We start from the raw sequence: 25,179 nt of genomic DNA, 5'->3' as shown, positions 1-25,179 counted from the left end.
AAGCCGGATGTATTGCCGCTGAATTCGCTCACCGCCCTCTCGCCGCTCGACGGCCGCTACCAGACTAAAACCGCAGAACTCCGACCGCTATTCAGCGAGTACGGCCTGATTCGTCACCGAGTGCTGGTGGAAATACGCTGGCTGTTGGCGCTGAGCGACCACAAAAAAATCAGGGAAGTGGCGCCCTTTTCGCCGTCGGCGAAAAAACTGCTCGACGGAATTATCCCGGCTTTTTCGGAAACCGATGCCCGACGCGTCAAGGAAATCGAGGCGACGACCAATCACGACGTCAAGGCCATTGAATATTTCCTGAAGGAAAAAACGCACGGCAACAAGGAAATCGCCGGCTGCAGCGAATTCATTCACTTTGCCTGCACCTCGGAAGATATCAATAACCTTGCCTATGCCCTGATGCTGAAGCAATGCCGGGATGGCGTAATGCTTCCGTGCATGGACAAATTGATCGCGGCCCTGACCGATCTGGCCAACCGCCATGCCGATCAGTCCATGCTCGCGCGTACGCATGGCCAACCGGCTTCGCCCACCACCCTGGGCAAGGAAATCGCTAACTTCGCCTACCGCTTGAAGCGCGCCCGCCGGCAGATGGCGCAAGTGCCGATCCTGGGCAAAATCAACGGCGCAGTGGGCAATTACAACGCGCATCTCGTGGCCTATCCGGAGGTCGACTGGCCTGCCTTCGCCCGATCCTTCGTCGAGGGACTCGGGCTCGACTGGAATCCCTACACCACGCAGATCGAGCCACACGACTACGTCGCCGAACTGCTTGATGTGGCAGCGCGCTTCAGTACCATTCTGATTGGTTTCAACCGCGACGTGTGGGGTTATATCTCGCTCGGCTATTTCAAGCAGAAGGTGGTTAAAGGCGAGGTCGGCTCTTCCACCATGCCGCACAAGGTGAACCCGATTGATTTTGAAAATTCCGAAGGCAACCTGGGACTGGCCAATGCATTGTTCCGCCACCTCGCCGAGAAATTGCCGGTGTCACGCTTTCAGCGCGACCTGACTGACTCCACCGTGCTGCGCAACCTCGGTGTGGGGTTTGGCTACATGCTGCTGGCCTGCGACTCCTGTCTCAAGGGCATCGGCAAGCTCGAGGTCAACGCGGAGCGCCTGCGGCAGGATCTCGATCAGAACTGGGATGTCCTGGCGGAAGCGGTGCAAACTGTCATGCGCCGCCACGGGGTCGAGCAAGCCTACGAAAAGCTCAAGGACCTTACACGCGGCAAGGGCGGCATGACCCGCGAATCCATGCAATCCTTCATCCGCACGCTCGATATCCCGAATGACGCGAAAAAACGCCTGCTGGCGCTAACGCCCGACACCTACATCGGCAACGCGGCCACACAGGCCAGAAACCTCGCCAAGATCAAAATCTAATCCGGCTTTGGCTCTACGCTGGTTTTACCCCTGCCAATTTCGTGAAGTAGTCTATATATATCTTGATGGCGACGATTTTCCGCCATCAAGAGAGTTTTTACACGCACATGGAAACGGCCAAGAATTCACCTGCCACCGAGATGGCGCCACAGCGCCGAATCATCCGGGATCGCACCGAGGTCAGCGATTTTCTGGCCATGCTGGCGGAAAATGCCACGCGCGAGATTGTTATCTTCGCGCCACGACTGGATGGCGCCTATTTCAATAACTCCCGTTTTGCGCGTGCACTGGCCAGTTTCGCCGCGCGTCATCGCCAGAATCTCGCGCGCATTGTGATCGAGGACACGGATCAGACGCTACGCGACAACGACCGCCTGGTCGGACTGTGCCGCCGACTCAGCGACTTCATCCACATGCACCAGGTTTCCGAGGAACACCTCGGCATCCACGAAATGTTCATGGTTGTTGATCACCGTGGCTATCTGCATCAGCAGGATACCGATAAGCCCGATTGTTTAATCCATCCAAAAGATGGTCACGATGCCGTGCTGCTCACGCGGCGATTCAATGAATTGTGGGATCGCAGTGAACCCATCGTCGCCCCGCGCGCGGCAGGGTTGTGAGCTTGGAAGCACCAGCGCCTTTTCGATTCTTCCAGAATGCATCTTTGGCCATCTCGCTGATCGTGTTGGCGGGATGCGGCCATGCACCTGCGGTCGACCCCACTCCATCTTTGGGCAGCCAGGCAGCAGACCAGGCGCTGACCATGGTGGGAAAACCTTATCGCTACGGCGGCAACACACCAAAGGGCTTCGACTGCAGCGGGTTGGTGCAATACAGCTATGGTCGGGTTGGGATAAAAATTCCCCATGGCACACGCAATCTGTTGCGTGCTTCCCGCCCCATCTCCCGGAGCAACCTCCAGCGCGGCGATCTGGTGTTCTTTACCCAGGAAGGCAGGAAGTCATCCCACGTAGCGCTGTACCTTGGAGCAAATCGCTTCGTGCACTCGCCCTCCAGCGGTAAAAATGTTTATGTCGCCGGATTCAACGACTCCTACTGGCAAAGTCATTTCACGGAAGCGCGGCGCCTTGAGATCGATTGACAAGCCACACGGCCGTGCGAACATTCATGCCCTGTTTGTCGCCTTGGCGTTGTGCCTCGCCCTGCCCCATGCCGGCGCCGACGAGACCCGCATCATCCAGCTGAAGCATCGCGCGGCCGGCGATGTCATCCCCCTGATCCGCCCCTTGCTGGGACCGGACGATGCGCTCACCGGCATGGACTTTCGTCTGATTATTCGGACTTCGGACAGGAATCTAAAAGAGATCGAACGTATTCTGGAACAAGTGGACGTAGCGCGGCAGCGGTTGCGGATCACCGTGGAGCAGGCATCCGCCGACGACAGCGTCACCACGTCCCAGTCCGTAACCGGAGAGGTTCAAGTTGGCAACAAGGCGCGTGTCACGTTACCCGCCAAAACTCCGCCAGGGGATGGTCTCATCGTACAAAAAGACAAGCTGCGCTATTCGGCCAGTCGCCGCACAACCGCTGCCGACAATGCCAGCACCCACACTGTCATGACCCTGGACGGACAGCGCGCCTACATCCGTATCGGCCAGTCGGTACCGCACGTGAAAAGAATATTGGCGCTCAGCCGTCATCAGCTCGCGCTCATGCAGGATGTTGAATTTCAAAATATCACAACAGGTTTCGATGTATTGCCGCGTGTACGCGGCGACCGGGTGCTGGTCGAGATCACGCCCCGATTATCGTCTCTGAAAAACCCCGCCACCGGCCTCGCCGATTTTCAGGAACTGTCCACCACGGTCGAAACCAAACTTGGCGAGTGGCTCGACTTGGGAGAAATTCTCGGAAGCCGTGGTGAGGTTCATCGCATGATTCTGGATAGCGCCAGCACAACCACGGGCGAGCGCCGCACCGTGAGGCTCAAGATCGAATAGCTTTCAAGGCTTGGTGCCGGCGGCAAAATGGGTTTCCACATCCAGCCAAAGACCTTTCTCTGAAATCAGCGGTTTTATTTCCGCCAGATGCGCGGCCGCCAGCGCCACCACACCGGTCCCGGTAGCCACGTCCAGCAGTTTTGTCCCCGGCAGGGGGCTGAGCCGCGCGATCAGTCGATCTGCACAGAAAGGGAAAAAACGCAGCTCCGGGCGATCGTATCCGGCGGCCACAAGATTAAAAACTGAAGTCACCCGCTCGCGCGGGTCGGGCTCATTCATTCGGGGGATGATGTCAGAATACCCGCCGGCACAACAGGCGGGCCACTGCGCCAAATAGACATGAAATGCGGCGGCCAGCGGTCCTGGGGATGGGGGACCCGGGTAGGGTCTCATTGCCTCGACATATGCTGATATATGTCGACGTTCCTTGTCGTTAGATAGAGGATCGTCCCCAGGAGGATGTCCGCCAGCCGGAGGTCACTTTAATGTGACGTTTCCTGTGTAGCAAAGGTCTGACATAAAAACTTTGACGCCAGTCAAAGCCCTCGGTCGCCTGAATTGTCGGTTTGCCTGTCGGTACATCCAAACCGGGTTGCGGCGCTAAAAACCTCCCGGCTTCCGGGGATAAGCACGACGCTGCAAGCCGGCCCGCGGCCCGGTGTCGCAGGCTCAAAAAACGCGCCACCTGTCGGGTTGGCGGCCCCATACATCGTCATGACGTACACCCATTATTTGACCGGGCCTATACTTTTTTTGCGACTACCATGATTCGACAGACAACACCTTCGAATGGACAAGGACGTCCTGTGACGACAAGGAGTATTTTCCAGAAAATCTGCCCCGGTTGCATGGTGACGCTTGCCCTGGACGCCAGTGCATGCACCTGTGGACATCAATTTGATCACGATGACACCGACGCCACGCTTTCCTCGGAACAGATTCGGCTGAAGGCCGAGGAACTCTACGAAAATTATCTGGCGGCGCGTGCCGAACAGGCCGCCAGCGCGGTCATGGCCGCACAATCCGAATTCGCGCGTGATCCCGTGAGCTCGCAAAAATCCCAGCGTGTCGCCAACGCCATCCAGGAATCGGAAGAGGCGCGCGCCGCCCTGACCGCGCAGTCCGCCCGCGTGGTGGAAATGAAGCAGGCTCTGCCACCGCCTGCTCCTGCCGCGCGCCCGATGCATGCCCCTGCTGTATCGAAGAATAAAGCTGTGCATACGAAGCCAGTTCCGAGGCCATCCCTGGTACGGGCAGAGGCCAGAGCCGCAAATGCCTCCACAAATACCGCCATCACGGCCTCCTTCCGCGCCAAGCGAGCAGCCAGGAAAGCCGCTTTAGCAACGGCGAAAAGCACGCCAGTGCCCGCACCGGTAGCGGCAAGACCGGAATTCATCCTGCCACCCACCCAGACTAAAACGCCGAATCCCGCCTTCCGCCAGGCGCAGTCCGCCAAGGCCGAAAAATTCCTGCGCAAAACGGAAACCGCGGCGGCGGTAAAAGCGGTGGTAAGGGAAGAAGCGGCCGTGGCCCCGAAGAGCGTCATGGTTCCGAAGACGGAACCCAAATCACCGCCCCCGGCCCCGATTCTGACCAAGTCCGCGCCACGGTTACTGGGACCGGACAAGAAGGAGTGCCCAAACTGTACGGGCAGTGTCGACAACAAGCTCAACCGCTGTCGCTGTGGTTACGAATTCCCGGCCAGTGAAACGCTTATGCCAACCCTGGCGATGAGCGAAGATGAGCGCGCGGAATTCGCCAAGCTTTTCAGCTCGCTCTAAAAAACAGCATTTGAAATACTGCTTCAGGTTCCGACAGAACGCTGCCGGACGACAGATTGACTGGCTTCGGAAAAGATTTCTTCCATCGGCACCGGCTTGGCCACGCCATAACCCTGCGCGTAGTTCACGCCTATCTCTCTCAATACTTCGATTATTTCATCGTTCTCGACGAACTCAGCAACGGTCTGCATACCCATGGCATGACCGATCTGGTTGGCGGCTTCAACCACGGCGCGGTTGACAGGATCCGCCCTGAAGGGCTGTCTTCGGGGGAAAAACGGGGTTAACGCGGCCGGCTCAGCTTGAAACGCTCACCGCGGAAGCTCAGAACGGCGCCATCCGGGACGATATCCTCGACGCGGATACCGCCCTCGATCTGGCTGCCCCGGCGATATTCCCGGTTGTTGATGAACAGAATCCGCTGGGATTCGTCATGGGTATACACATGAATCGTGACCGCCAGTGACGGCAGGGAGCGCTGAAAATCCTGGGGCATTTGCTGCAACAGCGGCGTGTCGTCCGTGACGAGCGGCAAGGCCGGAACGGCGGTGGCTTGGCTTGTCTCCGGGCGGCGATTCGCGATGGGTTTTTTCTCCGGACGTGCCGTAACGACTTTCTTCGGGGGCGTAATGAGAACAGGGACTTTTGCCTGCTCGGCCAGATCGGCAACGGGGATGGTTTTTTTAGGGGATGCTTCCGGAGCAGGTGCGGGCTTTCCAGCTACGGGAGTCATTGGCGCAGGCACCGATACAGGTGCCGCCGCGACTGGCTCACTCGTCACGGGCTCAGGCGGTGGACTGGGTAGGTTTGCCTCCGTGCCTCGCCAGAATAGGTAGGCGCCCACCAGCAGGCCAAACAGCAATACGATTCCCAAGGCGAGCCACCAACCACTGACCGGCAGTGCCAAAGAGATGTTGTGTACAGCACCGGTCCGCGGCACCGTGCCGGGCTGCCGCGCCTGCTGGGACTTTCGAAGGGCATCCAGAATATATGACATATTCAGCGCACCTCGGCGGTCACGGCCCCGGCAATGAGAGCAGGCGATTTACCGGTTAGGTAACCCTGCAATTTGGCCAGCGTGATCTGCCCCGCCACGCCATCGGACGTGAGTCGGTGCCGGCGCTGGAACTGCATCAGCTGCTCCTGAAGCTCTTTGTCGAACAGGTCGCTTGACACTGCCGCGAGCGGCTCGCCGCGGAAGCGTGCCAGCGCGTCACGCAGCCAGACAATCGCCTCGCCGCGGTCGCCCAGCCGCAATATTTCCTGCGTAGGCGTCGCCGGTTTCCAGAGCAACAGATATTTCCCAAACCACAAACGGCCCACTTCCGGCACGGAAAACTCCTGCGGCTCACCGCCCATAACGAGCGACACCGAATCCGCGCTGAGGGCGGTGACCAGCGCGTGATGTTTGCGGCCCGAGGGATCCTGTAATTCAATGACCACCGGCCGGTTGTGCTCGCGCAGATTATTCCAGGTTCCGGTTTGATAAATACAATGCAAGCCCGCATTGAGTGCACGCTCACATGCGGAGGCGCCCATCAGTGCCGCGTAATCCAGCCCCCAGCGATCAAACAGATTCTTCATAGCCGAATCGGTATCAGTTTTGGCTTCAGGACTGTCCAGCAATGCCTGAAGTTTGGATACGGTAGCGACGGCGGAACCGGTCGCGGCATTGGCATTGCTGGACATCGTTGTGGGCGCTGCAGCAGACGTTGCAGGTGCAATTTCGGGATTAGCGGGTTTCTCCTCAAGAGAAGGTTTCGCTTCACTGGTGGAGCTTTTTTCAGGCAACGCTACATGGGTCCATTGCGGCCACCAGTGCCAGGCCGCCACGATCAGCACAGCAGCCAATGCTGAAACAGCAGCCAAGACCCTGGGGGCGAGCCATGGCTTCGGTGCCGCACCTTGTCCAATCTCCCGGGCCGCACGCTTGACGATGGAGGTATCCACTACGGTTTTATTCAGCGTGTAAGCCCCGAGCAAGGCACGATCACAGATCACATTGATCAACCTCGGAATACCACCGGAAGTGACATATACATGCTCCATGGCTTTTCGATCAAATAAAACCGCCTTGGCGCCGGCGACCCGGCAACGATGAAGAATATATTCAAAGTTTTCCTTGCGGGTGAGCGCCACCAGGTGGAAACGCGCCGTAATGCGCTGCGCCAGTTGGCGCAGATTCTGTTGCGCCAGCATCTGGGCCAGCTCCGGCTGGCCGATCAGGATGATTTGCAGCAGTTTCTGCTTGGTGGTCTCGAGGTTGGTGAGCAGCCTCACCTGCTCCAGCACTTCGTGGCTCAGGTTTTGCGCCTCGTCGATGATGAGCACGGTACGGCGACCCTGCGCGTGGGTTTGCAATAGGTGGGCGTTGAGGGAATCAATTAACTGCTTGAGGCTGGCCTTCTCGCCGGGATGCGGCACACGCAACTCATCGCAAATGGCGGCGACAAACTCGGAAACGGTCAGCACTGGATAAAGCACCAGGGCGGCATCCACGCCTTCGGGCAGACGTTCGACCAGCGTGCGGATAAGCAGCGTCTTGCCCGTGCCGACCTCACCGGTCAGCTGCACAAAACCACCCGCCTCTCCCAACCCGTATTGGAGATGGGCGAGCGCCTCCTGATGTCCCCGGCTCAGATATAAATAATTCGGGTCCGGCGGAATGGAGAACGGGTTTTCGTGCAGACCAAAATACTGGAGGTACATTATTCCGCCCCTAGCCAATGCCGGTGAGGGTTCCGGAAGGAGGGCATTGCCCGCTGGGGGTTATTCCGATTGGAGTATCTCATGTCCATCAATCTTCCCTGACCTTCTGACCGACCGAACCATCGGCGCCGAAGCTTATGATCTCATACGATACCATTATTTGTGCACGCCTTTTTCGGAAAGTACATGGCATGTCAGACATGGTTTTCGGGCCGGGCCGGCGAGGTGATCTGTCCATCAGCATGCTTGCCCTGACCCCATACGGGGTCACCCGTCACCAACTCGGCTGCTCGCAGGGCCAGACTACGTCGGCGGGCTGGTTTCCCGGGCGGAAATCTTCCATCGCGTTGAACTGGCGTCAATCGATGGTTGACAACTACGGTTCCTGCCGGAACTCCTCTCGGTGGTCTCATGTCGCCCAGAATGGTTTTCTGCGCGAACGCACACGACCGGCATGTAGCGTAGCGCTGGCATCTGTCGTCAGGACGGAGTGACAGAATCAGCGATGACGGCCGATTCGGAAAACTGGCTGGCGGTTTGGACTGGTAAAGTAAGAGTTACAAATTAAGCGCGGGATTAAGAAGAACGTTATTGACGGCGTCCAAGTTTGACGGTGTCTTCGCCAGATGTTTTGGCGGCCTGAACGATCTTGCGAAGATCGGCGAGCTGCGCCTGCAGCGCCTTGATCGCTTCGGCTACTTCAACAGACTCTCTGCTCGTCTCAACTTCGATGTTCTTGCCCGTTTCCAGTTTTGCTGAGCGCTGTGCATGACTCATGTGAACCTCCTTGTGTGAATCCAACCAACATGAGAGCTTTACTCGACGATTCCCCTGCGCATCATAAAAGGCGATAAGCGTCGTTCATTCATTAAGGCGGATAATCGGAGAAATTACAAGTATAGATCCTGACATTGACGAGACGGGCCGACGACCGCTGATTTAAGGCTGATGACCGCAAATAGCGCCACATGCTTGTCATATTCCGGTTTGTCCGAGTTCAGTTATGCGGGGATACAACAGGTGTGTGTTTTTAGCAAACACTCTTTTTAATAGGAAACCAAACCCGACTTCAGAGTTAATCTGCAAGGGGCTCTCATTCCATGAGCACGCATTGTTAGCAGAGGTTCTTTAGCGTGGCCATCTGGGCCGCATTTATTCTTGTATGCGGCGTCATGCACTCGACCACGACATCATCGTTCGCTTCATTGATATTCGGACATGGTTTCAGCGAGACAAACATTCTCTCCCCAGGTTGAGCGCAGATTTCCATAAACGCTGTCTCATTTCCTCGTAGCGGACTATGTCCATATCGCTACCGCAATACTGAAGCCCCACCATGGTGCCAAGCCGGCAGAAATGTAAGTCATTGTATAACCGGAGCGGTTACCGCCGATCCGTTCATTAGGTGCATTATTCAGGCAACCCTTGCGGGCATTTTTCCTCGGCAGAAGGCCTTTCCATGCCTATACTTAACTCTGGCAGCACGGAGTTGTAATCAGGCGAATCTGAACATTGACAGGGATTGCAACATGAGGAACTCCAGCATATACCAGAAGCCGTGCCCGGCATGCAGCACAGTGGTATCTGTCGATGCCAAAAGCTGCAACTGCGGCTACTCCTTCGATTCCCTCGGCAAAAACGAACCGCCCTCCGATGAGCAGGCGCTGCAAGAAGAGGAATTGTTCGAGGCCTATCTGGCGGCACGCATCGACCAGGTCGTGGAAAAGGTGGAATCCGCGCGCGCTGAACTGATTGCCGACATGTCTAACCACCGCAAAGCCGACAAGCTGCTGCGGTCCGTGCAAGATGCGCTGGCGCTGCGTGATGAGCGTGACGCTCAAGCCGCTAAAATTGCGCAGATACGGGAATCCCTGCCGTCTAAACCGGATGCGCCGTCCCTGTCAGCTCAACCCACCGAGGCCTTCCGTGCACAGCAAGCCGCCAAGGCGGAGAAGATCATGGAAGGATTCGCCAACACCCGGACCAAAACCTGCCCACATTGCCAGACCGTGCTTCCCGTCACCTCCGCCCTCTGTCTGTGCGGGTACATCTTCGCGCGCAACGACTTCCTGCTACCGCGGGCCGTGGACAACTCCACGCGCGGCGAGATTTATCAAACTAAATAGGACTTCTGGTCTTCGGACTAGCTGCTGTACAACAACTTCACCAGCGCGGTGTAAGTCCGGTCATCGTAGTGGCGAAACCGCAGTGCTACACCACCCCGGTCCGTGCGCACCACGTCCGCGGGCACACGATGCAGATCGTATTCGTCATGCTCCCTGAGGGTAAGAACCGCCTCGACCGGCGTGCCGGGAGAAAGGCCGCCTCTCCCCGCTTCCAGCCTGGCTCCGCTCAGGCTCAGATCGCAAAGCTTCCAGCTCTTCGAATAGGCGAGATCGTGATTAATAATAATATTGAACGCTATTTTTTTACGGATACTCTGGCGCTGCTCGGCCTTCATGTGCTCCCCCACCCGGAAATGCTTACGTCCACATGATGTGATTGTACCGGCGGCGGGTCAAGCTCCAGGCTACGGAAAGAATCAGTATATTAGGGAGCACTTATCCACCAGGATCTCCGGGATGTCCCCAGGATTCTGGTTTTTTCTTAACAATCAGATAAGCTTGTACACAGAAGAACTGCAAATAGCCTGAAACCGGGAGGGTATTTTCCCATGTCGGAGCTGGTGGTCTCATCGACGTTCCTGCCCGCCGAACCGCTGCGCAAACGCGCACCGGCATTTGATGAGCACGGCAAAGCCTTAAGTGATTTTATGGTGCTCATTCCCGGCCTGGTGCACAAACCGCAGCATCTTATCCAGGCCACCATCGAACACATCCAGACCGTGTTCGCCGGTTATAATCACGTCGTGGTATTCGCCGAACTCAATCTGAAGCTGAGCCTGTTATGGGTAAGCGTGAAACCGGTCCCCGGTGTACGCTTTCAAATCACCGAGGCGCTGCGTGCAGTCATCCCCGAGGCGCGCCTGGTATCGCATATATAAAAAATACGCAGGCGGACCCCCCGCCCGACTCCCCCGGATTTCGAGTCAGAAAGATTACTTCCTAACGTTTGTTGCCGTTCACACCCAATTGATCAACGACTCGGCGACCGGTCGCTTGACGCCGGCTGGATTTATCCGGTTCCCAGCGGATATCCTTGCGGCGATCCACCACATTGCGGCGATTGAACTTGCGACGCTCAGCGCCCTTGTAACCCGTGCTTCCGTTCGTATAGACATTTGCCATGGTAACCTCGTCAGGCCCGGGTTCTGGCGGTTAACCCCGGCCGGCGTTTGATATACCTAAAGCAAAGCAGAAACCGTGCCAAAGCCCAAACAGGCTTGAAAACCTCGAAGATTAGCCCTGTCTGAGCGCAATTTTTTACCCAGCCACCCAAAGAAGGCGTCAGCGGCGGGTGTCTTCCCGTGGCGGGTGAATGCGGTGCGTCGTCACGCTGCCGGCGGGCAATGGCACTGCAGGGTAAACAAACATCACGGCGCCAGAAATGATCAACCCGGCAACCAGCGTGCGTTCACTTCATTCGTCGGTGACGCAACCTTCGGAGGCATTTTTGACATTCTTGATGAACTTGTAGAGCGTACCGTGCGTAACTTTGTACGGCGGCATTTTCCAGGCCGCCTTGCGCTTGGCCATTTCCGCATCGTTCACCGCCACGCTGATCTCGTTCTTCCCGGCATCGATCGTGATCACATCGCCATCACGAATCAGCGCGATCGGCCCGCCTTCCTGCGCCTCCGGCACCACATGACCGATGATGAAGCCGTGTGATCCGCCGGAGAAGCGTCCGTCGGTCATAAGCGCCACGTCTTTTCCCAGGCCCGCGCCCATGATGGCTGAAGAGGGTGTCAACATTTCGGGCATGCCGGGACCGCCTTTCGGACCTTCGTAACGGATGACCACCACATCACCTTTTTTGATCTCCGCGCGTTCGAGGCCTTTCAACATGTCTTCCTCGCAGTCGTACACCCGCGCCGGACCCGTGAAACGCAAACCTTCCTTGCCGGTGATTTTGGCCACGGCTCCGCCCGGTGCGAGATTGCCCTTGAGGATTTGTATATGGCCACTCGCCTTGACAGGTTTTTCCAGCGTCATGATAACGTTCTGACCGGCTTTCAAACCTGGAAGCTTGGCGAGATTTTCCGCGATGGTCTTTCCCGTGACCGTGAGACACCCGCCCTCGAGCAATTTCTTCTCAAGCAGATATTTCATCACTGCCGGCGTTCCCCCAGCGTTGTGCAAATCCTCCATGACGTGCTTGCCGCTCGGTTTCAGGTCCGCGAGAAACGGCACACGATCCGAGACCTTCTGAAAATCGTCGATCGTGAGATTCACCCTCACCGAACGCGCCATGGCGATAAGGTGCAACACGGCGTTGGTCGACCCACCGAGCGCCATGACCATGACCATGGCGTTCTCGAACGCCGCGCGCGTCATGATGTCGCGCGGCTTGATGTCCTTTTCGAGCAATTCGCGCATGGCGGCGCCGGCACGCAAGCACTCCTCGCGCTTGCCGGGCTCCATTGCCGGAACCGAGGAGCTATACGGCAGAGACATGCCGAGTGCCTCGATGGCGCTGGCCATGGTGTTCGCGGTGTACATGCCGCCACACGCCCCCGCGCCGGGGCAGGCGTGTTCGACGATGTCCTCGCGCGTCGTCTCGTCGATCTTATTGGCAATGAATTCGCCATAACTCTGGAACGCCGAGATGATATCGAGGGTGTCTCCCTTTTTACTGTGGCCCGGCTTGATGGTGCCGCCGTATACCATGATCGCCGGACGGTTCAGCCGGCCCATGCCGATCAGGCAGCCGGGCATGTTCTTGTCGCAGCCGGGCAACGCGATGAGCCCGTCATACCACTGCGCACCCATGACCGTCTCGATCGAGTCGGCGATGACCTCGCGCGACTGCAGAGAATATGACATTCCATCCGTGCCCATGGAAATGCCGTCCGATACGCCGATGGTGTTGAAGCGCATGCCCACCAGCCCTGCTTTCGTCACGCCTTCTTTGACCCGGGCGGCCAGATCGTTCAAATGCATGTTGCAGGTGTTGCCCTCGAACCAGTTGGCGACGATACCAATCTGGGCCTTGTCCATATCCGCGCGCGTCAGGCCGGTGCCGTAAAGCATCGCCTGCGAGGCGCCTTGCGACTTGGGTTGCGTGATGCGGGAACTATAACGATTCAGTTTGCTTGCCATGAAATCTCCGCCCGTGCCCGATGGCCGACCGATGAAAGCCGGTCATTCTACCGTAGACCGAGGAGTTGGCTGAAGTGGAAAACGGACAACACCTGAGCCTCCGCCGCGACGCGACGGAGGGCAATAAGGTGGATATTAGGCGCCGAGCGAGCGCGCCGCGCGGTTTACATCCTTCTGTTTAACCCAGAGAATCGCACCGAAACGTCCGGCGCCGGCACAGACTGCGTCCACAGCGGTGACGTTGATCTTGGCCCTCGCCAACTTCAACATCACCTTGGCAATCGCACCGCGCTGGTCGCTGCCGCGAACGAGAAATCCCGTCTTTTTGCCGCGCACCCTGAGTTTCATGCCCCGGGCAACCGCCAGAAAGGTGGTCGGGTTGGCGGGAATAAAATCCACCTGCGACCGGTTTCCGCTGGGAAAACCGGTGAACGCCAGCAGATTGACCCCGGCCTTCGCCAACCCCGCCAGAATCCGCCCCGCCTCGCCCGCCCGGTTGGGGATTTGCATCGCGAAGTAACTGACCTTCTGTGCTCTGGCCATATTCATCCTCCTGATGTCATGTCCAATGGATGATGCTGATTCCATCATATCGCATCACCATAAATACAACAGCATGACTTTTTGTCGTTGACATTCTCACCCACTGCCGGCTTATCATGCATCCACTCCCATGAACACTTGCGTCTCGTATCGGTTGTTGCGCCCGCTGCTCTTCCGGCTCCCCGCCGAAACCAGCCACCACCTGACCTTTTCAGCGTTGCGCCTGCTGTACCGGATACCCGGCGCCGGTGCACTGACACGAATTGTATTCGCGCATCGCCCGACATCTTTGCCGGTCAGCGTGATGGGACTTAATTTTCCAAACCCGGTGGGATTGGCGGCCGGGTTGGATAAAAATGCCGAATATATCCAGCCTTTGTCCGATCTGGGTTTTGGCTTCCTCGAGCTCGGTACAGTTACCCCGCGGCCGCAGCCCGGCAACCCAAAACCACGTCTGTTTCGCCTGTCGCAGCAGGCGGCGCTGATCAATCGCATGGGGTTCAACAACGTCGGTCTTAGTCAGCTCCTGGTCAATCTTGCTCGCGAGGCCAGGCCTTGCCCAATCGGGATTAATATCGGCAAGAATCGCGACACGCCGGTTGAACGCGCGGTCGAAGACTATTGCGCCGCACTCCGAGACGCGTATCCCCACGCGGATTACATTGCTGTCAACATCTCCTCGCCGAATACGACTGGCCTGCGCGACCTTCAGAATGAAGAAAATCTCGAAGCATTGCTGCGTACATTAAAGGCGGAACAGGCCGCACTCGCTGAAAAACACGGACGTTACGTGCCGATCGCGCTCAAGATCGCGCCCGATCTGGATGATACTCAGATTACTGCAATTGCCCGGCTGGTGCTGGAACACAAATTCGATGCGGTTATCGCCACCAATACGACCATCACTCGTCCCCATCTTGCCAACGATCCGCTGGCGCACCAGAGCGGCGGCCTGAGCGGCCGTCCGCTCAAATCGCTTTCCACGGAAATCATCCGCAAGCTGTACAGCCATCTTCAGGGAAACGTTCCGATTATTGGTGTGGGCGGTATTGAAAACGCGGACGACGCATGGAACAAGCTCGTCGCCGGCGCCGATTTGGTCCAGATATACACCGCGCTGATTTACGAAGGGCCGTGCGTGGTGCAGGCCATCGTGCGCAACTTGGCCGAGCGTGTGCGGGTCTCCGGTTGTGCCACGCTGGCGGAAGCCGTGGCGCAGGCGCGCCGGCAAAACTCTGGCTAATTAACAAGAGGGAACCTCTAATAATTCAAGTGTAGGGTGGGTTGAGCGAAGCGAAACCCGCCGAACAATATGATTTTGACTCGCCACATCCCTGTGGCTCGCCCTTCGGGCGCACTGTGTGCGCCCAATTTCGCTCCGGGCGAAATTGTGTTGGGTCCGCCGCTGACGCGGCTTGACCCAACCTACATGAGAAGCGATTTTTAGAGGTTCCCAATATATAAGCGGAGTGAGAATTCAGACGTCCGTGGTATTACCCGTGACGACACGATTGCGCCCTTCGCTTTTTGCGCGGTACAACGCCTTGTCAGCGCTCTGTATCAGATCCTGCATATCCTTGGTGTGTGGACCAATACAGGCCACACCAATGCTCACCGTGACACCCAGCGCGCTGATATCGCAATCCAGTTCGATCGGCACCTCGAATGAGGCGTTCTCCACAATCTTGCGCAGCCTTTCAGCCAAATCAGCCGCTATTTTCACGGGCGTGCTCGGCGCAATTACCATGATTTCCTCGCCGCCATAGCGCGCCACGATGTCCGTGGTCCGCAGGGTAGTGACAATCAGTTGCGCCATGCCTTCCAGCACCAGGTCACCAACCTGATGCCCATAGATGTCATTGACGCGCTTGAAATGATCGATATCAATCAAGAGCACGGAAAGCGGCATGCCATAACGATTGGCACGCGCAATTTCATCCGTCAGACGGCGCTCCAGATAGCGGCGATTATAGATACCCGTTAGAGGATCGGTGATGCTTTCCTGTTCGAAAACTCTCAGGCGTTGCATGTTGCGCGCGGTTTCGAGGGACAGGATGTTTACCAGAAGCACGAAGCATGCGACCAGGAAAAAAACTGCCGGAACAACAAGATCAGAGAGTCTCTCATGGCTTCCCCAGAACGCCGGAATGTAGGCGCCGTAACCGATAATAAAAATAATAATGAGGGCGGTCAGGACATACCAACTGAACCGCAGTCGGCCGGGGGGAAGCAGCGCAATCAATATTCGGACAGGTCTCAGCGCCAGAAACTGGAGGATAATCGCGGCTGCCACCAATCCATTGGCAATGAAGTGCAGCATTATGGTGAAATCACCTGAATGTCGTTGCCGGACCGTACTGAAAGTATCATCCGCGGGCTGCCGAGGGAAGCCGAATGAGGACCGGTTGCATCAGCTCTTTTGCCACCATATCGAACGATTGTTTGCCGGCATGGCGCGGTCGCCGGCGAGAATAAAACCATTTTGTTCAGCCAGCCGGTTCACGTCTTCGAACAGGCGCACGCCGGAAACCGGGTCGCGGGCCTTCAACCAGCGATCGAAGTCCTCGTTACTCGGTTCCAGCGCTCGGCCAGCGTAACGATAGGGACCGTAGACATACACAATGCCACCAGTTTTGAGCAGCCGTCCAGCGCCGATGAATAATTTTTGCACGGCCTCCCATGCGACGATGTGCAGGGTATTGATGCACACGAGCGCCTGCGCCTCTTTCGCCGGCCAGGCATCGACAAAGAGGTCGAGCGCCATCGGTTCGCGCAGGTTGGGCAAACTTGCCTCCGCGCGCCAGGCGGAAATACTGGGAAGGTTTTCGGTGGTATCGGTCGGCTGCCATGTCATCTGTGGCAGCCCGCGCGCAAAATGCACGGCGTGCTGGCCGCTGCCGCTGCCGATTTCCAGTATCAGGCCGGGGGCGGTGAAAATATTGCGCAGCACCGCCAGAATCGGTTCTTTATTGCGTTCGCAGGAAGGTGAATGTTGTTTCATGGTCCACCCTATGGTGGATTATTATGTCCGGCAGAACAACCCAGGAGGATGCCATGCCCTATCTTAAAATCCAGACCAACCGCGAGATAGCGGAAGACACCAAGCAGGAATTTCTGAAAAAGGCTTCGGTGCTGGTGTCCAAAAATATCGGCAAACCTGAAAAATACGTCATGGTGCGCATCGACCCCGCCCAACCCATGATGTTCGCGGGCAGTACCACACCTTGTGCCTACCTTGAACTTAAATCCATCGGCCTTCCGGAGAGCAAGACGGAGACCTTATCCAAGGTGCTGTGCCAACTTGTATTGGATGAACTCAAAATCCCGTCAGAGCGGGTTTATATCGAATTCGCGGATGCCAAGGATTCTATGTGGGGCTGGGATGGCGGCACCTTTTGACAATGGTCAATGTTGCCATCCTGAGAAATGCCCATTGGATAAGTTCAAATGGATTCATGCCGCCGCACTAACTCCGCTGGAGCTTGCCCGTGACGGTCATGAGGAATGCCCCGACGGATCGGATGTGCCACGAAGCCGTTTCGCATCAGCGTGTTCATTCCTTGCTCGTCTAGCCCCCAACGCAAGAAGTACTGCGCCGAGCAGCGCCAGTACAACCTGCATGATCGACAATAACCCCTCAATCCGGGAGTAAAGCTGTTGCCAGTCGATCAGTGTACTGAGCGGATTGTACGCAAGCGAGAACAGCCAGACGTCGAGAGCCCACCGCGGTCCGCCCGTGCAGCAGGTCGACACTTGTACGTAGGTCGTAACGAACACCAGTACCGCCATTCCCGGCAGCAGCGGAACGAGGCGCCGCAACGTCGCGCCGCGGGCACCGGGGCAGAGAATAACAGCAGCAAAGATCGAAACCGCCAGGAGAACCGCCACAGGAACGGGGTAGAAGAACAGCTTCCATACCCCCATTCCGCTGGCCGGCTCGCTGTGCGCAATCACCATCAGCGGCTGTTGCATCAGGATCCGTGTCGCCGCTTCCGGATTTGACGCCCACAGGGTTTTGAGCAGCGACCACTGTTCCACGAACGGCACGGCAAGCTGATTAGGCATCCGACCGATAAAACCGGCCAGGAACCCGATTGGGGGGACCGACAGGCCAAGCAGAACCACCGCGCAGAGCATCGCGGCGCGCACAAGAACATTAGAGTGCAATCGACTACGAGTCGCCATCATTCAGCGGGCTTGGCAAGCGGGCAGTGAACATGCAAGAAGTTCCTTGGCGAAGACTCCGCGCACGGTGACCATGAGGCAGATACAGCCTGCGTGCTGACCGAAGCCGTGGCGTGTACCAAGTCGCCGTGAGCTGGCCAAAAACATAGCGTGCAACACCGACACGAGAGGTCAGCGTTTGGAGACAACTAGGCGCGGCGTCTGCCAACAGGCCACGCGGTTGCGTCCCGCCTGTTTGGCGGCGTAAAGCGCCTTGTCCACACGTGCCAGCGTCTGGGTCAGTCCATTCAGGCCGTCGGTTTCCTCCGCCTGGGCCACACCGAGGCTGGCGGTCGTGCGGATGGTGAACTGGCCTTCGTTGATCGGACTGCGCTCCAACGCCTCCCGGATCTTTTCCGCCAGCACCTGCGCCCCTTCAAGGCCGGCGTGCGTGAGCACGATGAACTCTTCGCCACCCATGCGGAACAGGAAATCGCTCACCCGACAAGACTCGCGCAACACATTTGCCACGTGCACGAGCACCGTGTCGCCGGTCGGGTGTCCAAAACGGTCGTTGACCGACTTGAAGTGGTCGAGGTCGATCAGGATCACGGAAAGCCCGCCGTTCTGCCGCAACGCCTCGCTCCAGAGTTTGGGATAGATATCGTAGAGGTAATGGCGGTTGTAGAGACCGGTAAGCGCGTCGGTGACCGCCTGTTTTTCGAGCTGCTGGTGCACGGCGGCAAGTTCCTCCTGCTTGTCGCGCAGATTGCGGACCATCTCGGCGAACTGGTTCCACAGGTAGCCGATCTCGTCCCTGTTTTCCGTCTCGCGGAAATCCGGGAACCGGCCATCGCCGACCTCTTTGATGACGGCAACCAGCCTTCCCAGGGGCGCGCTGAAATTCCGCAACATCAGGAAACCGATCAACAGAATACCGACGCCCCCCGTGGCGGCCAGCGCCAGTATCTGGTTGCGCTGGCGATTGATTCGTTCCGTCAACTCCGCCTCCGACAGCGCAAACCATAAGGTAGGCAGGCCGGGGTCCGCGCCGGCCACCTGGATCTGCCGCACCAGAAATTCTTCATTGCCGGCACGCAGCACATTCGACGCCGGATTGAAGCCAAGCCCTGCCCATTCGCTCCCGAGCGTGGTCTGGATGATTTTGCCGTCCTTCACCATGATGAGATGGCCGTTGCTGAGTCGGCGCGTGGTCTTCATCCACTCATCGCTGATGGCCGCGGTGATCGCGACCACGCCGAGGTATTGTGAGCGGTAATCCACGGGTGCCGCGGAAACCAGCTCCAGTCCGTTCTTTCCGTAGAGGTAGAACTGCTGTTCAAGCCGTTGCTTTGGCGCGCGCCGCGCGCGCAGCGCCTGGATCAGGTCCGCATGCTCCGCGCCGAGCATGGCCTTGCCGTTCTTCATGAGCAAAACCACCCGATCCGCCGGCAGCCAGCCGAATTGCCTTTGATACAATTCCCGGACAGCGGCGGCGTCGGTATCGAGCGCGGCGGCGATGAACAGGTACTCCGTCAGGGGGACATTGTCGCGGATCATCTTGACGCGCGCGCGGGAATCGCGCGCGTCATATCCGACCTGGCCTTCGATCTGCTGGGCCACGCGGCTGATATTGTTCTCGGCCACCTGCAGGATGAGCGCGCGGCTGCCGCGATACGAAAACGCCAGCACCGCCACCAGGAACACCAGCAGGACGGTGATGTAGACAACCAGGCGGAGCCGGTATGTGCGCGGAAGAAACACGGTCAGGCGCTAGTTTCGCGGAACCAGTTCGTATTTCTTCCCTACTTCCTTGAACGCCTTGCTCGTCTGCACATCCTTGATGATGCCGGCCAGGTCGCCGGAGATCTCGCCGTGGGTCACGATGGACAGTTCCTGCGTGAAGGGATACTTGCCCGACTTGAGGTTTTCCGCCGTGGGGGCGAGACCGCTGACCTTGACGACCTTCACCTTTTCATCCGAACTGAAGATCCAGGTGGCGCCGATATTGCCGACACCCTCCGCAAAATCGGAAACCCGCTGAACCACCTCGGCCTCGCTCTTCACATCGAGCCGGTCCTTGCGGAACTGATCGAGCGCCGGAACGATGGTCTTCCAGTGTCCGGGGCGATCCGGGCAGTGCGGGCGCAGCACCACGACGATGGGTTTGTCCTCCCCGCCCACCTCTTTCCAGTTGGTAATCTCGCCGCGAAAGATGGCGCGGACCTTTTCGATCGGAATATCCTCAACCGGATTGGACTTGTTCACCAGAATCAACAGCGCCTCCTGCGCCAGCGGATGAGCCGTGAGACCTTCCTTCTGAACCTCTTCTGGACTCAACGGGCAGCAGACGAAGCCGAAGGTTTCGTGACCGGGACCGTTTTCCTTGGCCTTTTTTATCCCCTTGCCGCAGCCCGCGCCGAGCATGGACTCCTTGCCGAATAGCTTGATGATGCGGCCATACTTGCGCTCCAGGTCCGGCTTGAGCTCGTCGAGAATAACCCACGAGAAATGTTCGCCGGCGCCGGTAATGGTCTTGGCGTCGGGTGGATCTTCTGCTGCCACCGAAAGCGGGGAAAGGGCGTTCAGGATGGCGAAAAAAAAGACACTGATTAATACGGGCCTGATGCGCTTGATGGTCACAGTCATGAAAACACCTCGGGAAATACCTGACAGGTGGAGCAAAAGTTGCAAGTTCCGTGCCTGTCTTCCCGCACGGCGAATCAGGGAATTCCCGCGAAATGCCCGCATTTAGAGATATTTCAGGCCGGCAAAAGTACAAAATACCGTCAGAACAGAGGCTTATCTCTCCCCATACGTCAGGAAGCAGATAACGCCTCTAAAGAAGATTACTCATTCGCTGAACATCCCCACCCGGCGCATGCCGGGATAAAGGGAAGTCAGCGTAAGGCGCAATAGGTTGCGCTATTGCGCCCTGCGCGGGCTGATGGCGGCAAGCAGAACCTCGCATACGCGCTCAATGTGGCCAAGCGGCATACCGGGGTACATGGGGAGTGACAGCGTTTCAGTACAGGCGTGCTCGCACACGGGGAGGCTGCCGGGCTTATAGTGGAGATGCTTGTAGACTTCTTGCAGGTGCAGTCCCTGCGGATAGCACTGCGAGGTGCCAATCTGTGCGTCCGTCAGGGCCTGACGCACAGCATCGCGCCTGTGCACGCGAATAGTATAGAGATTGAAAACATGTGTGCCGTTTTTGGGTAAGGGCGGGGTTTTGACAGAGGAGTTAGTCAGGCGCTTCGTATACTCCGCCGCCACTTTCTGCCGGCCAGCGATGTCATCTTTGATATGCCGCAGTTTGATGCGCAGCGCCGCCGCCTGAACCTCGTCGAGTCGGCTGTTCATGCCGATTTCGGTATGCAGGAAGGGCTTCGCCGCGCCGTGGTTACGCAGCCGACGGATATGTTCGTTAACCGCATCTGAATTGGTCGTGACCATACCGCCGTCACCGTAGCAACCAAGAACCTTCGTCGGATAGAAACTGAAGCTACCGGTATCGCCGATCGAACCGACCACCTTGCCGTTATGCAGTGCGCCGAAAGACTGGGCACAGTCTTCGATCACGGCGAGTTTGTGCTTTTTGGCGATTTCCATGATCTCGTCCATCCCGGACGGATAACCGAAGATGTGCACCGGCACGATGGCCTTGGTTTTAGGTGTGATTTTCGCGCGCACGCTCGCGGGGTCGAGACAGAAACTGTCCGGGAGAATATCAACAAATACCGGCGTGGCGCCGACCATGTCGATGGTTTCGGCCGAGGCAAAGAAGGTGAATGGTGTGGTAATGACCTCATCGCCCTTGCCTATACCCAGCGCGCGCAACGAGAGATAAAGCGAATCCGTGCCATTGGCCACCGCGATGGCGTGCTTCACGCCAACGTATTCGGCGAATTCCTTTTCGAACGCCTGAGTATGCGGGCCAAGAATGAAACTGCCGCGCGCGCCGGTCTCGCGGATGGCGGCGAGCCATTCGGTTTCGAGGCGTTTGTACTGCGCGGTAAGATCGAGAAACGGGACGGGCTGGGCCCTGGTTACGGCGTGCATGCGGCGATTTTCTCCTTGACGAGCAGGGCCACGCGCAGTGCCTCGAGCCCCACCCTGCCGGTGACCAGGGGCGGCGTGCCGGTGCGCACGGATTTCACGAAATATTCGAGTTCGGCGTCCAGCGGCGGGCGCGGCGTGATGTCGAGCCGCTCGGTCACGATGTGCGGCCATTTTCCGCCGTCCGGGTCCGGTTCGGAGCGGACCATTTCGAGCTTCTGGTCGATGTAGTCAAGACCATAATAGTGCTCAGTTCCAAAGATGCGGATACGACGCAGTTTCTTGTTCGAGACGCGGCTGGCAGTCACGTTTGCCACGGCGCCGTTCTCAAATTCAATGCGGGCGTTGGCAATGTCCACGTGATCGGTGAGCACGTTGGTGCCGGTGGCGGCGATATTCCGGATATCCGATTTCACCAGCGACAGCACGATGTCGATGTCGTGGATCATGAGATCGGTCACCACGTCCACGTCGGTGGCACGTTCGACAAAGGGGCCAAGGCGATGCACCTCAATGAAGCGCGGATTCTGTGCGCGCTCGGCCAGCGCCATGATGCCGGCGTTGAAGCGCTCGAGATGCCCCACCTGAAAAATCACCCCCGCGCGTTCGGCCAGCTCCACCAGCGCGCGTGATTCCTCGTAGGTTGGCGCGATGGGTTTTTCCATCAGCATGTGCACGCCTTTTTCAAGGAACGGTCGCGCCACATCGCCATGGTAAATGGTCGGCACCACGATGCTGATGGCGTCCACGCTCCCGATCAGTTCGCGCGCGTCGGTGTAGGCGCGGCAGCCATGCTGCTCAGCCACTTCTTTCGCCACGCGTTCATCGGAATCGGCCACGCCGACGAGTTCGACATCCGGCATGGCGGCGTAGATGCGCGCATGAAAGCGGCCGAGATAACCGACACCGGCGACGCCGACGCGCAGTTTTCCGGAAGTTTCAACAGCAGGCGTGGGCATGGGAGCTCAAGGGGCGGTGTCCTTCCGCGAGGTCGAATGAAAAATAAAGCGCCGTCATATAAGCGCGCAAATTATACCGGAATTCAGCGCCGACGCCATGAACCGGGCAATTGAACTACGGCGGTAAACACCCTACAGTCGGTTTCCCCATGGTGCCACATTCCTGACCGACACCATCCGCATGGAATCGAAAAGCGTATTGATCACCGGCTGTTCTTCCGGCATCGGCAACTGCCTCGCGCATGGCCTGCGGGAACGCGGTTACCGGGTGTTCGCCAGCGCGCGCAAGGAGCCGGATGTCGCCGCTCTCTCGGCCGCGGGGTTTGAAAGCTTATGGCTCGACCTGGATTCCTCTGAATCTATTCAAGCCGCCGTGCAGAACATGCTCGGTCGCACACAAGGGCGGCTCTATGCGCTGATTAACAACGGCGCCTACGGACAGCCCGGCGCGGTTGAGGATTTATCCCGCGACACATTGCGGGCCCAATTCGAGACCAACCTGTTCGGCACCCAGGAACTGACCAACCTCGTCATCCCCGCCATGCGCGCACAGGGCGAAGGACGCATCATCCAGATGAGCTCGATCCTCGGTATTGTCTGCTTCGCCTATCGTGGCGCCTACAACGCCACCAAGTTCGCGCTCGAGGCATTGTCCGACACGATGCGCCTGGAACTGCGCAATACCAATATATATATCTCGATCATCGAACCCGGCCCGATCGAAAGCCGTTTCCGCGCCAACGCCTACGCGGCCTTCCAGCGCAACATAGACCGTGAACATAGTATGTATCGTGAATACTACGCGCGCGTGGAAAAACGCCTCGAAGGCCCCAAGCCCTTGCCCTTCACACTCCCGCCCGAAGCCGTACTGAAGAAGGTGATTCGCGCGTTGGAGGCGCGCCGGCCGAAGACGCGCTATGGGGTGACCTTTCCCACGCATCTCTTTCACGTGTTGCGACGGGTGTTGCCGGTGCGCGTGCTCGACCAAATCCTGTCCGCCACCAGCAATGGCGGGCGTCACTAACGCAGAGTTCACCGGCACGCTGTTTTTGCGCGCACGGTTGAACAACCTGTTATGCCGCCGCTTTGTCGGGCAGCTTCCAGCCGGGAAATACCAGCACCCCGGGATGACACTTGAGTGCCCGGGCGAGAACCTTGGCCCGCTCGACACCCAGACGGACACGATCGTTCTCGATGGCTGAAATGGTGGCCTGGGGAATGCCGGTCAGGCGAGCCAATTGGCTCTGGCTCAACTCCTGGAGTTCACGAAGAATGCGCACGGACTCACCGACCGAAACCGTGACACGCTTTTTGGCAGGACGATACTCTTTCATTTATGACCTCCTATAGTCATGCGCGGTTATCGATGCGACCTGGAAGAGCAGCTTCTCGGCAACCACGCGGTAGATGACGCGCCACTGAATTCCGAGTCGGGAAGACCGGTAACCTCGCCACTCGCCTGAAAGAGCCTCGTCACGAAATCCCCTGATCAGACGGAGCCCGGGTGGGCCGGATATCGCCGCAATGTCCTTCCACTTTTCGTAGCGCTTGAGGATATCCTTCGGGACCGCCGCAGCCTGTTTATCCACCCGTCGGTGCTCTTCGATGCGCCACATATCATATTATGACTATACTCAATATAGCATGTCAACCAAGCTCATCGTTCCGGGATAATGACTCAAATAAACGGTGCGCGGTTCTCGCACGTCCGGCCAGCGCCTTTCGCGGGCGAACTTGATTTGATTGTTAGAGGGCAATCTCATTATTTAATCCTGACGCCGTCCAATACGCCTTGGCCAGAAGAACATCCACGCTAAAGCGCTAACGACAAAAATCAGATGCCCCACCGCAAATAATTTGCTTTTTTCCGGAAAGCCATAGAGCACCAGTGAATCGAGCAAACTGACACTGGCAATAGCCGCTTTCGCGCCAACGCCTACGCGGCCTTCAAGCGCAACATCGACCGCGAGCACAGCGCGTATCGTGACTATTACGCGCGCGTGGAACAGCGCCTGGGCGGCGAGAAGCCTTTGCCGTTCACGCTGCCGCCGGAAGCGGTGCTGAAGAAAGTGATCAAAGCACTGGAGGCGCGCCGGCCGAAAGCGCGTTATGCCGTTACCTTTCCCACGCATCTTTTCGCCGTGCTGCGGCGGGTTTTGCCGGTGCGTATGCTCGATCGAGTTTTATTCGCCGTCAGCAACGGTGGCCGGCGCTGAATTACCCCTCTAACTTGCTATACCCCTACATTCCATATAACCTATAAAAATAGTAGGGTTTAGTTGTGCGGGTGCCTTGGAATGAGGACAACGCCAGGGAGGGTGCAAGCGATTATCTACTCGCTTGGATTTAGGGGCTGACGTTTTTAAAAAAAGAACCGCAG

General features: G+C 57.8%; 29 protein-coding genes and 1 pseudogene. 11 read left to right on the top strand and 19 right to left on the bottom strand.

Annotation, left to right across the window (positions count from 1 at the left end; translation table 11 throughout):
* Nucleotides 1–12 precede the first annotated feature (12 nt).
* The 4 genes from purB (at nt 13) to NUV55_RS12175 (ending at nt 3,362) form a co-directional block, all read left to right on the top strand.
* Entirely contained in the window at nt 13–1,398 is a 1,386-nt protein-coding gene (purB, locus tag NUV55_RS12190) for an adenylosuccinate lyase (RefSeq protein WP_367280421.1), read from the top strand.
* A gap of 65 nt (nt 1,399–1,463) precedes the next feature.
* Nucleotides 1,464–2,021, top strand: coding sequence for a hypothetical protein (locus NUV55_RS12185; protein ID WP_296673373.1), 558 nt, complete (start codon nt 1,464–1,466; stop codon nt 2,019–2,021).
* 2 nt (nt 2,022–2,023) lie between these two features.
* Complete coding sequence (locus NUV55_RS12180; RefSeq protein WP_296673371.1) at nt 2,024–2,503, top strand: C40 family peptidase; 480 nt, start codon at nt 2,024–2,026, stop codon at nt 2,501–2,503.
* Nucleotides 2,490–3,362 (top strand): hypothetical protein, encoded by an 873-nt coding sequence (locus tag NUV55_RS12175; protein WP_296673369.1) that lies wholly within the window; start codon nt 2,490–2,492, stop codon nt 3,360–3,362. Before NUV55_RS12180 ends, NUV55_RS12175 begins: the two co-directional genes overlap by 14 nt.
* Before the next feature lie 3 nt (nt 3,363–3,365).
* Here NUV55_RS12175 and NUV55_RS12170 read toward each other — a convergent pair whose 3' ends face one another.
* Nucleotides 3,366–3,641 carry a hypothetical protein gene (locus NUV55_RS12170; protein ID WP_296673368.1) on the bottom strand — a complete coding sequence of 92 codons (276 nt, stop codon included), beginning with the start codon at nt 3,639–3,641 and terminating at the stop codon, nt 3,366–3,368.
* Nucleotides 3,642–4,210: 569 nt separating this feature from the next.
* Here NUV55_RS12170 and NUV55_RS12165 point away from each other — a divergent pair.
* Nucleotides 4,211–5,143, top strand: coding sequence for a hypothetical protein (locus NUV55_RS12165; RefSeq protein ID WP_296673366.1), 933 nt, complete (start codon nt 4,211–4,213; stop codon nt 5,141–5,143).
* Nucleotides 5,144–5,166: 23 nt separating this feature from the next.
* Here NUV55_RS12165 and NUV55_RS12160 read toward each other — a convergent pair.
* The 4 genes and pseudogenes from NUV55_RS12160 to NUV55_RS12145 all read right to left on the bottom strand — a co-directional run.
* Nucleotides 5,167–5,379 (bottom strand): annotated as a pseudogene (locus NUV55_RS12160) (EAL domain-containing protein); the annotation flags it as partial.
* Nucleotides 5,380–5,426: 47 nt separating this feature from the next.
* Nucleotides 5,427–6,140 (bottom strand): general secretion pathway protein GspB, encoded by a 714-nt coding sequence (locus tag NUV55_RS12155; protein ID WP_296673364.1) that lies wholly within the window; start codon nt 6,138–6,140, stop codon nt 5,427–5,429.
* A 2-nt stretch (nt 6,141–6,142) separates the two neighbouring features.
* Nucleotides 6,143–7,852: an AAA family ATPase gene (locus tag NUV55_RS12150; RefSeq protein WP_296673363.1), complete on the bottom strand. Its 1,710-nt coding sequence runs from the start codon at nt 7,850–7,852 to the stop codon at nt 6,143–6,145.
* Between the two features lie 588 nt (nt 7,853–8,440).
* Nucleotides 8,441–8,629, bottom strand: coding sequence for a hypothetical protein (locus NUV55_RS12145; RefSeq protein WP_296673360.1), 189 nt, complete (start codon nt 8,627–8,629; stop codon nt 8,441–8,443).
* A gap of 752 nt (nt 8,630–9,381) precedes the next feature.
* Here NUV55_RS12145 and NUV55_RS12140 point away from each other — a divergent pair.
* Nucleotides 9,382–9,978, top strand: coding sequence for a zinc ribbon domain-containing protein (locus NUV55_RS12140; RefSeq protein WP_296673358.1), 597 nt, complete (start codon nt 9,382–9,384; stop codon nt 9,976–9,978).
* A gap of 17 nt (nt 9,979–9,995) precedes the next feature.
* Here NUV55_RS12140 and NUV55_RS12135 read toward each other — a convergent pair whose 3' ends face one another.
* Nucleotides 9,996–10,313: a PilZ domain-containing protein gene (locus NUV55_RS12135; RefSeq protein ID WP_296673356.1), complete on the bottom strand. Its 318-nt coding sequence runs from the start codon at nt 10,311–10,313 to the stop codon at nt 9,996–9,998.
* Nucleotides 10,314–10,526: 213 nt separating this feature from the next.
* Between NUV55_RS12135 and NUV55_RS12130 the strand changes: the two genes are divergently transcribed.
* A complete protein-coding gene (locus NUV55_RS12130; RefSeq protein ID WP_296673354.1) occupies nt 10,527–10,856 on the top strand; it encodes a hypothetical protein in 330 nt (109 codons plus the stop codon).
* Nucleotides 10,857–10,917: 61 nt separating this feature from the next.
* Here NUV55_RS12130 and NUV55_RS12125 read toward each other — a convergent pair whose 3' ends face one another.
* The 3 genes from NUV55_RS12125 to NUV55_RS12115 form a co-directional block, all read right to left on the bottom strand.
* Nucleotides 10,918–11,100 (bottom strand): hypothetical protein, encoded by a 183-nt coding sequence (locus tag NUV55_RS12125; RefSeq protein ID WP_296673352.1) that lies wholly within the window; start codon nt 11,098–11,100, stop codon nt 10,918–10,920.
* A 291-nt stretch (nt 11,101–11,391) separates the two neighbouring features.
* Nucleotides 11,392–13,074: a dihydroxy-acid dehydratase gene (gene ilvD / locus NUV55_RS12120; RefSeq protein WP_296673350.1), complete on the bottom strand. Its 1,683-nt coding sequence runs from the start codon at nt 13,072–13,074 to the stop codon at nt 11,392–11,394.
* Between the two features lie 135 nt (nt 13,075–13,209).
* The gene (locus NUV55_RS12115) at nt 13,210–13,617 is read right to left on the bottom strand and encodes a hypothetical protein (RefSeq protein WP_296673348.1); all 408 of its coding nucleotides are present in this window, start codon (nt 13,615–13,617) and stop codon (nt 13,210–13,212) included.
* Nucleotides 13,618–13,747: 130 nt separating this feature from the next.
* Between NUV55_RS12115 and NUV55_RS12110 the strand changes: the two genes are divergently transcribed.
* Entirely contained in the window at nt 13,748–14,860 is a 1,113-nt protein-coding gene (locus NUV55_RS12110; RefSeq protein WP_296673346.1) for a quinone-dependent dihydroorotate dehydrogenase, read from the top strand.
* 234 nt (nt 14,861–15,094) lie between these two features.
* Here the strand turns inward: NUV55_RS12110 and NUV55_RS12105 are convergent, their stop codons facing one another.
* A complete protein-coding gene (locus tag NUV55_RS12105; RefSeq protein ID WP_296673343.1) occupies nt 15,095–15,937 on the bottom strand; it encodes a GGDEF domain-containing protein in 843 nt (280 codons plus the stop codon).
* A gap of 90 nt (nt 15,938–16,027) precedes the next feature.
* The gene (locus NUV55_RS12100) at nt 16,028–16,618 is read right to left on the bottom strand and encodes a DUF938 domain-containing protein (protein WP_296673341.1); all 591 of its coding nucleotides are present in this window, start codon (nt 16,616–16,618) and stop codon (nt 16,028–16,030) included.
* Between the two features lie 53 nt (nt 16,619–16,671).
* Here NUV55_RS12100 and NUV55_RS12095 point away from each other — a divergent pair, with 53 nt between their 5' ends.
* Nucleotides 16,672–17,016, top strand: coding sequence for a phenylpyruvate tautomerase MIF-related protein (locus NUV55_RS12095; RefSeq protein ID WP_296673337.1), 345 nt, complete (start codon nt 16,672–16,674; stop codon nt 17,014–17,016).
* 96 nt (nt 17,017–17,112) lie between these two features.
* Here NUV55_RS12095 and NUV55_RS12090 read toward each other — a convergent pair whose 3' ends face one another.
* The 5 genes from NUV55_RS12090 to NUV55_RS12070 form a co-directional block, all read right to left on the bottom strand.
* Nucleotides 17,113–17,766, bottom strand: coding sequence for a hypothetical protein (locus NUV55_RS12090; protein WP_296673335.1), 654 nt, complete (start codon nt 17,764–17,766; stop codon nt 17,113–17,115).
* Between the two features lie 207 nt (nt 17,767–17,973).
* Nucleotides 17,974–19,545 carry a diguanylate cyclase gene (locus tag NUV55_RS12085; protein ID WP_296673333.1) on the bottom strand — a complete coding sequence of 524 codons (1,572 nt, stop codon included), beginning with the start codon at nt 19,543–19,545 and terminating at the stop codon, nt 17,974–17,976.
* A 9-nt stretch (nt 19,546–19,554) separates the two neighbouring features.
* Nucleotides 19,555–20,430 (bottom strand): substrate-binding domain-containing protein, encoded by an 876-nt coding sequence (locus NUV55_RS12080; protein ID WP_296673332.1) that lies wholly within the window; start codon nt 20,428–20,430, stop codon nt 19,555–19,557.
* Between the two features lie 276 nt (nt 20,431–20,706).
* Nucleotides 20,707–21,843, bottom strand: coding sequence for a DegT/DnrJ/EryC1/StrS aminotransferase family protein (locus NUV55_RS12075; protein WP_296673330.1), 1,137 nt, complete (start codon nt 21,841–21,843; stop codon nt 20,707–20,709).
* Nucleotides 21,831–22,799, bottom strand: coding sequence for a Gfo/Idh/MocA family oxidoreductase (locus NUV55_RS12070; protein ID WP_296673329.1), 969 nt, complete (start codon nt 22,797–22,799; stop codon nt 21,831–21,833). Before NUV55_RS12070 ends, NUV55_RS12075 begins: the two co-directional genes overlap by 13 nt.
* 181 nt (nt 22,800–22,980) lie before the next feature.
* On the opposite strand from NUV55_RS12070, the gene NUV55_RS12065 reads away from it, so the two are divergent.
* Complete coding sequence (locus tag NUV55_RS12065; RefSeq protein WP_296673327.1) at nt 22,981–23,823, top strand: SDR family NAD(P)-dependent oxidoreductase; 843 nt, start codon at nt 22,981–22,983, stop codon at nt 23,821–23,823.
* A gap of 49 nt (nt 23,824–23,872) precedes the next feature.
* Here NUV55_RS12065 and NUV55_RS12060 read toward each other — a convergent pair whose 3' ends face one another.
* From NUV55_RS12060 to NUV55_RS12050, 3 genes are all read right to left on the bottom strand, one after another.
* Entirely contained in the window at nt 23,873–24,133 is a 261-nt protein-coding gene (locus NUV55_RS12060) for a helix-turn-helix transcriptional regulator (protein ID WP_296673326.1), read from the bottom strand.
* Nucleotides 24,134–24,415 (bottom strand): type II toxin-antitoxin system YafQ family toxin, encoded by a 282-nt coding sequence (locus NUV55_RS12055; RefSeq protein ID WP_367280418.1) that lies wholly within the window; start codon nt 24,413–24,415, stop codon nt 24,134–24,136. It abuts the gene before it with no gap.
* Nucleotides 24,416–24,565: 150 nt separating this feature from the next.
* A complete protein-coding gene (locus tag NUV55_RS12050; protein ID WP_296673322.1) occupies nt 24,566–24,772 on the bottom strand; it encodes a hypothetical protein in 207 nt (68 codons plus the stop codon).
* Nucleotides 24,773–24,799: 27 nt separating this feature from the next.
* Here NUV55_RS12050 and NUV55_RS12045 point away from each other — a divergent pair, with 27 nt between their 5' ends.
* Nucleotides 24,800–25,015 carry a hypothetical protein gene (locus tag NUV55_RS12045; protein ID WP_296673321.1) on the top strand — a complete coding sequence of 72 codons (216 nt, stop codon included), beginning with the start codon at nt 24,800–24,802 and terminating at the stop codon, nt 25,013–25,015.
* Nucleotides 25,016–25,179 lie beyond the last annotated feature (164 nt).

This window comes from Sulfuricaulis sp. (genome assembly GCF_024653915.1).
Lineage (GTDB): Bacteria > Pseudomonadota > Gammaproteobacteria > Acidiferrobacterales > Sulfurifustaceae > Sulfuricaulis.
The sequence above is the reverse complement of the archived record's forward strand: the minus strand, read 5'-3'. Positions and strand labels throughout refer to the sequence as shown.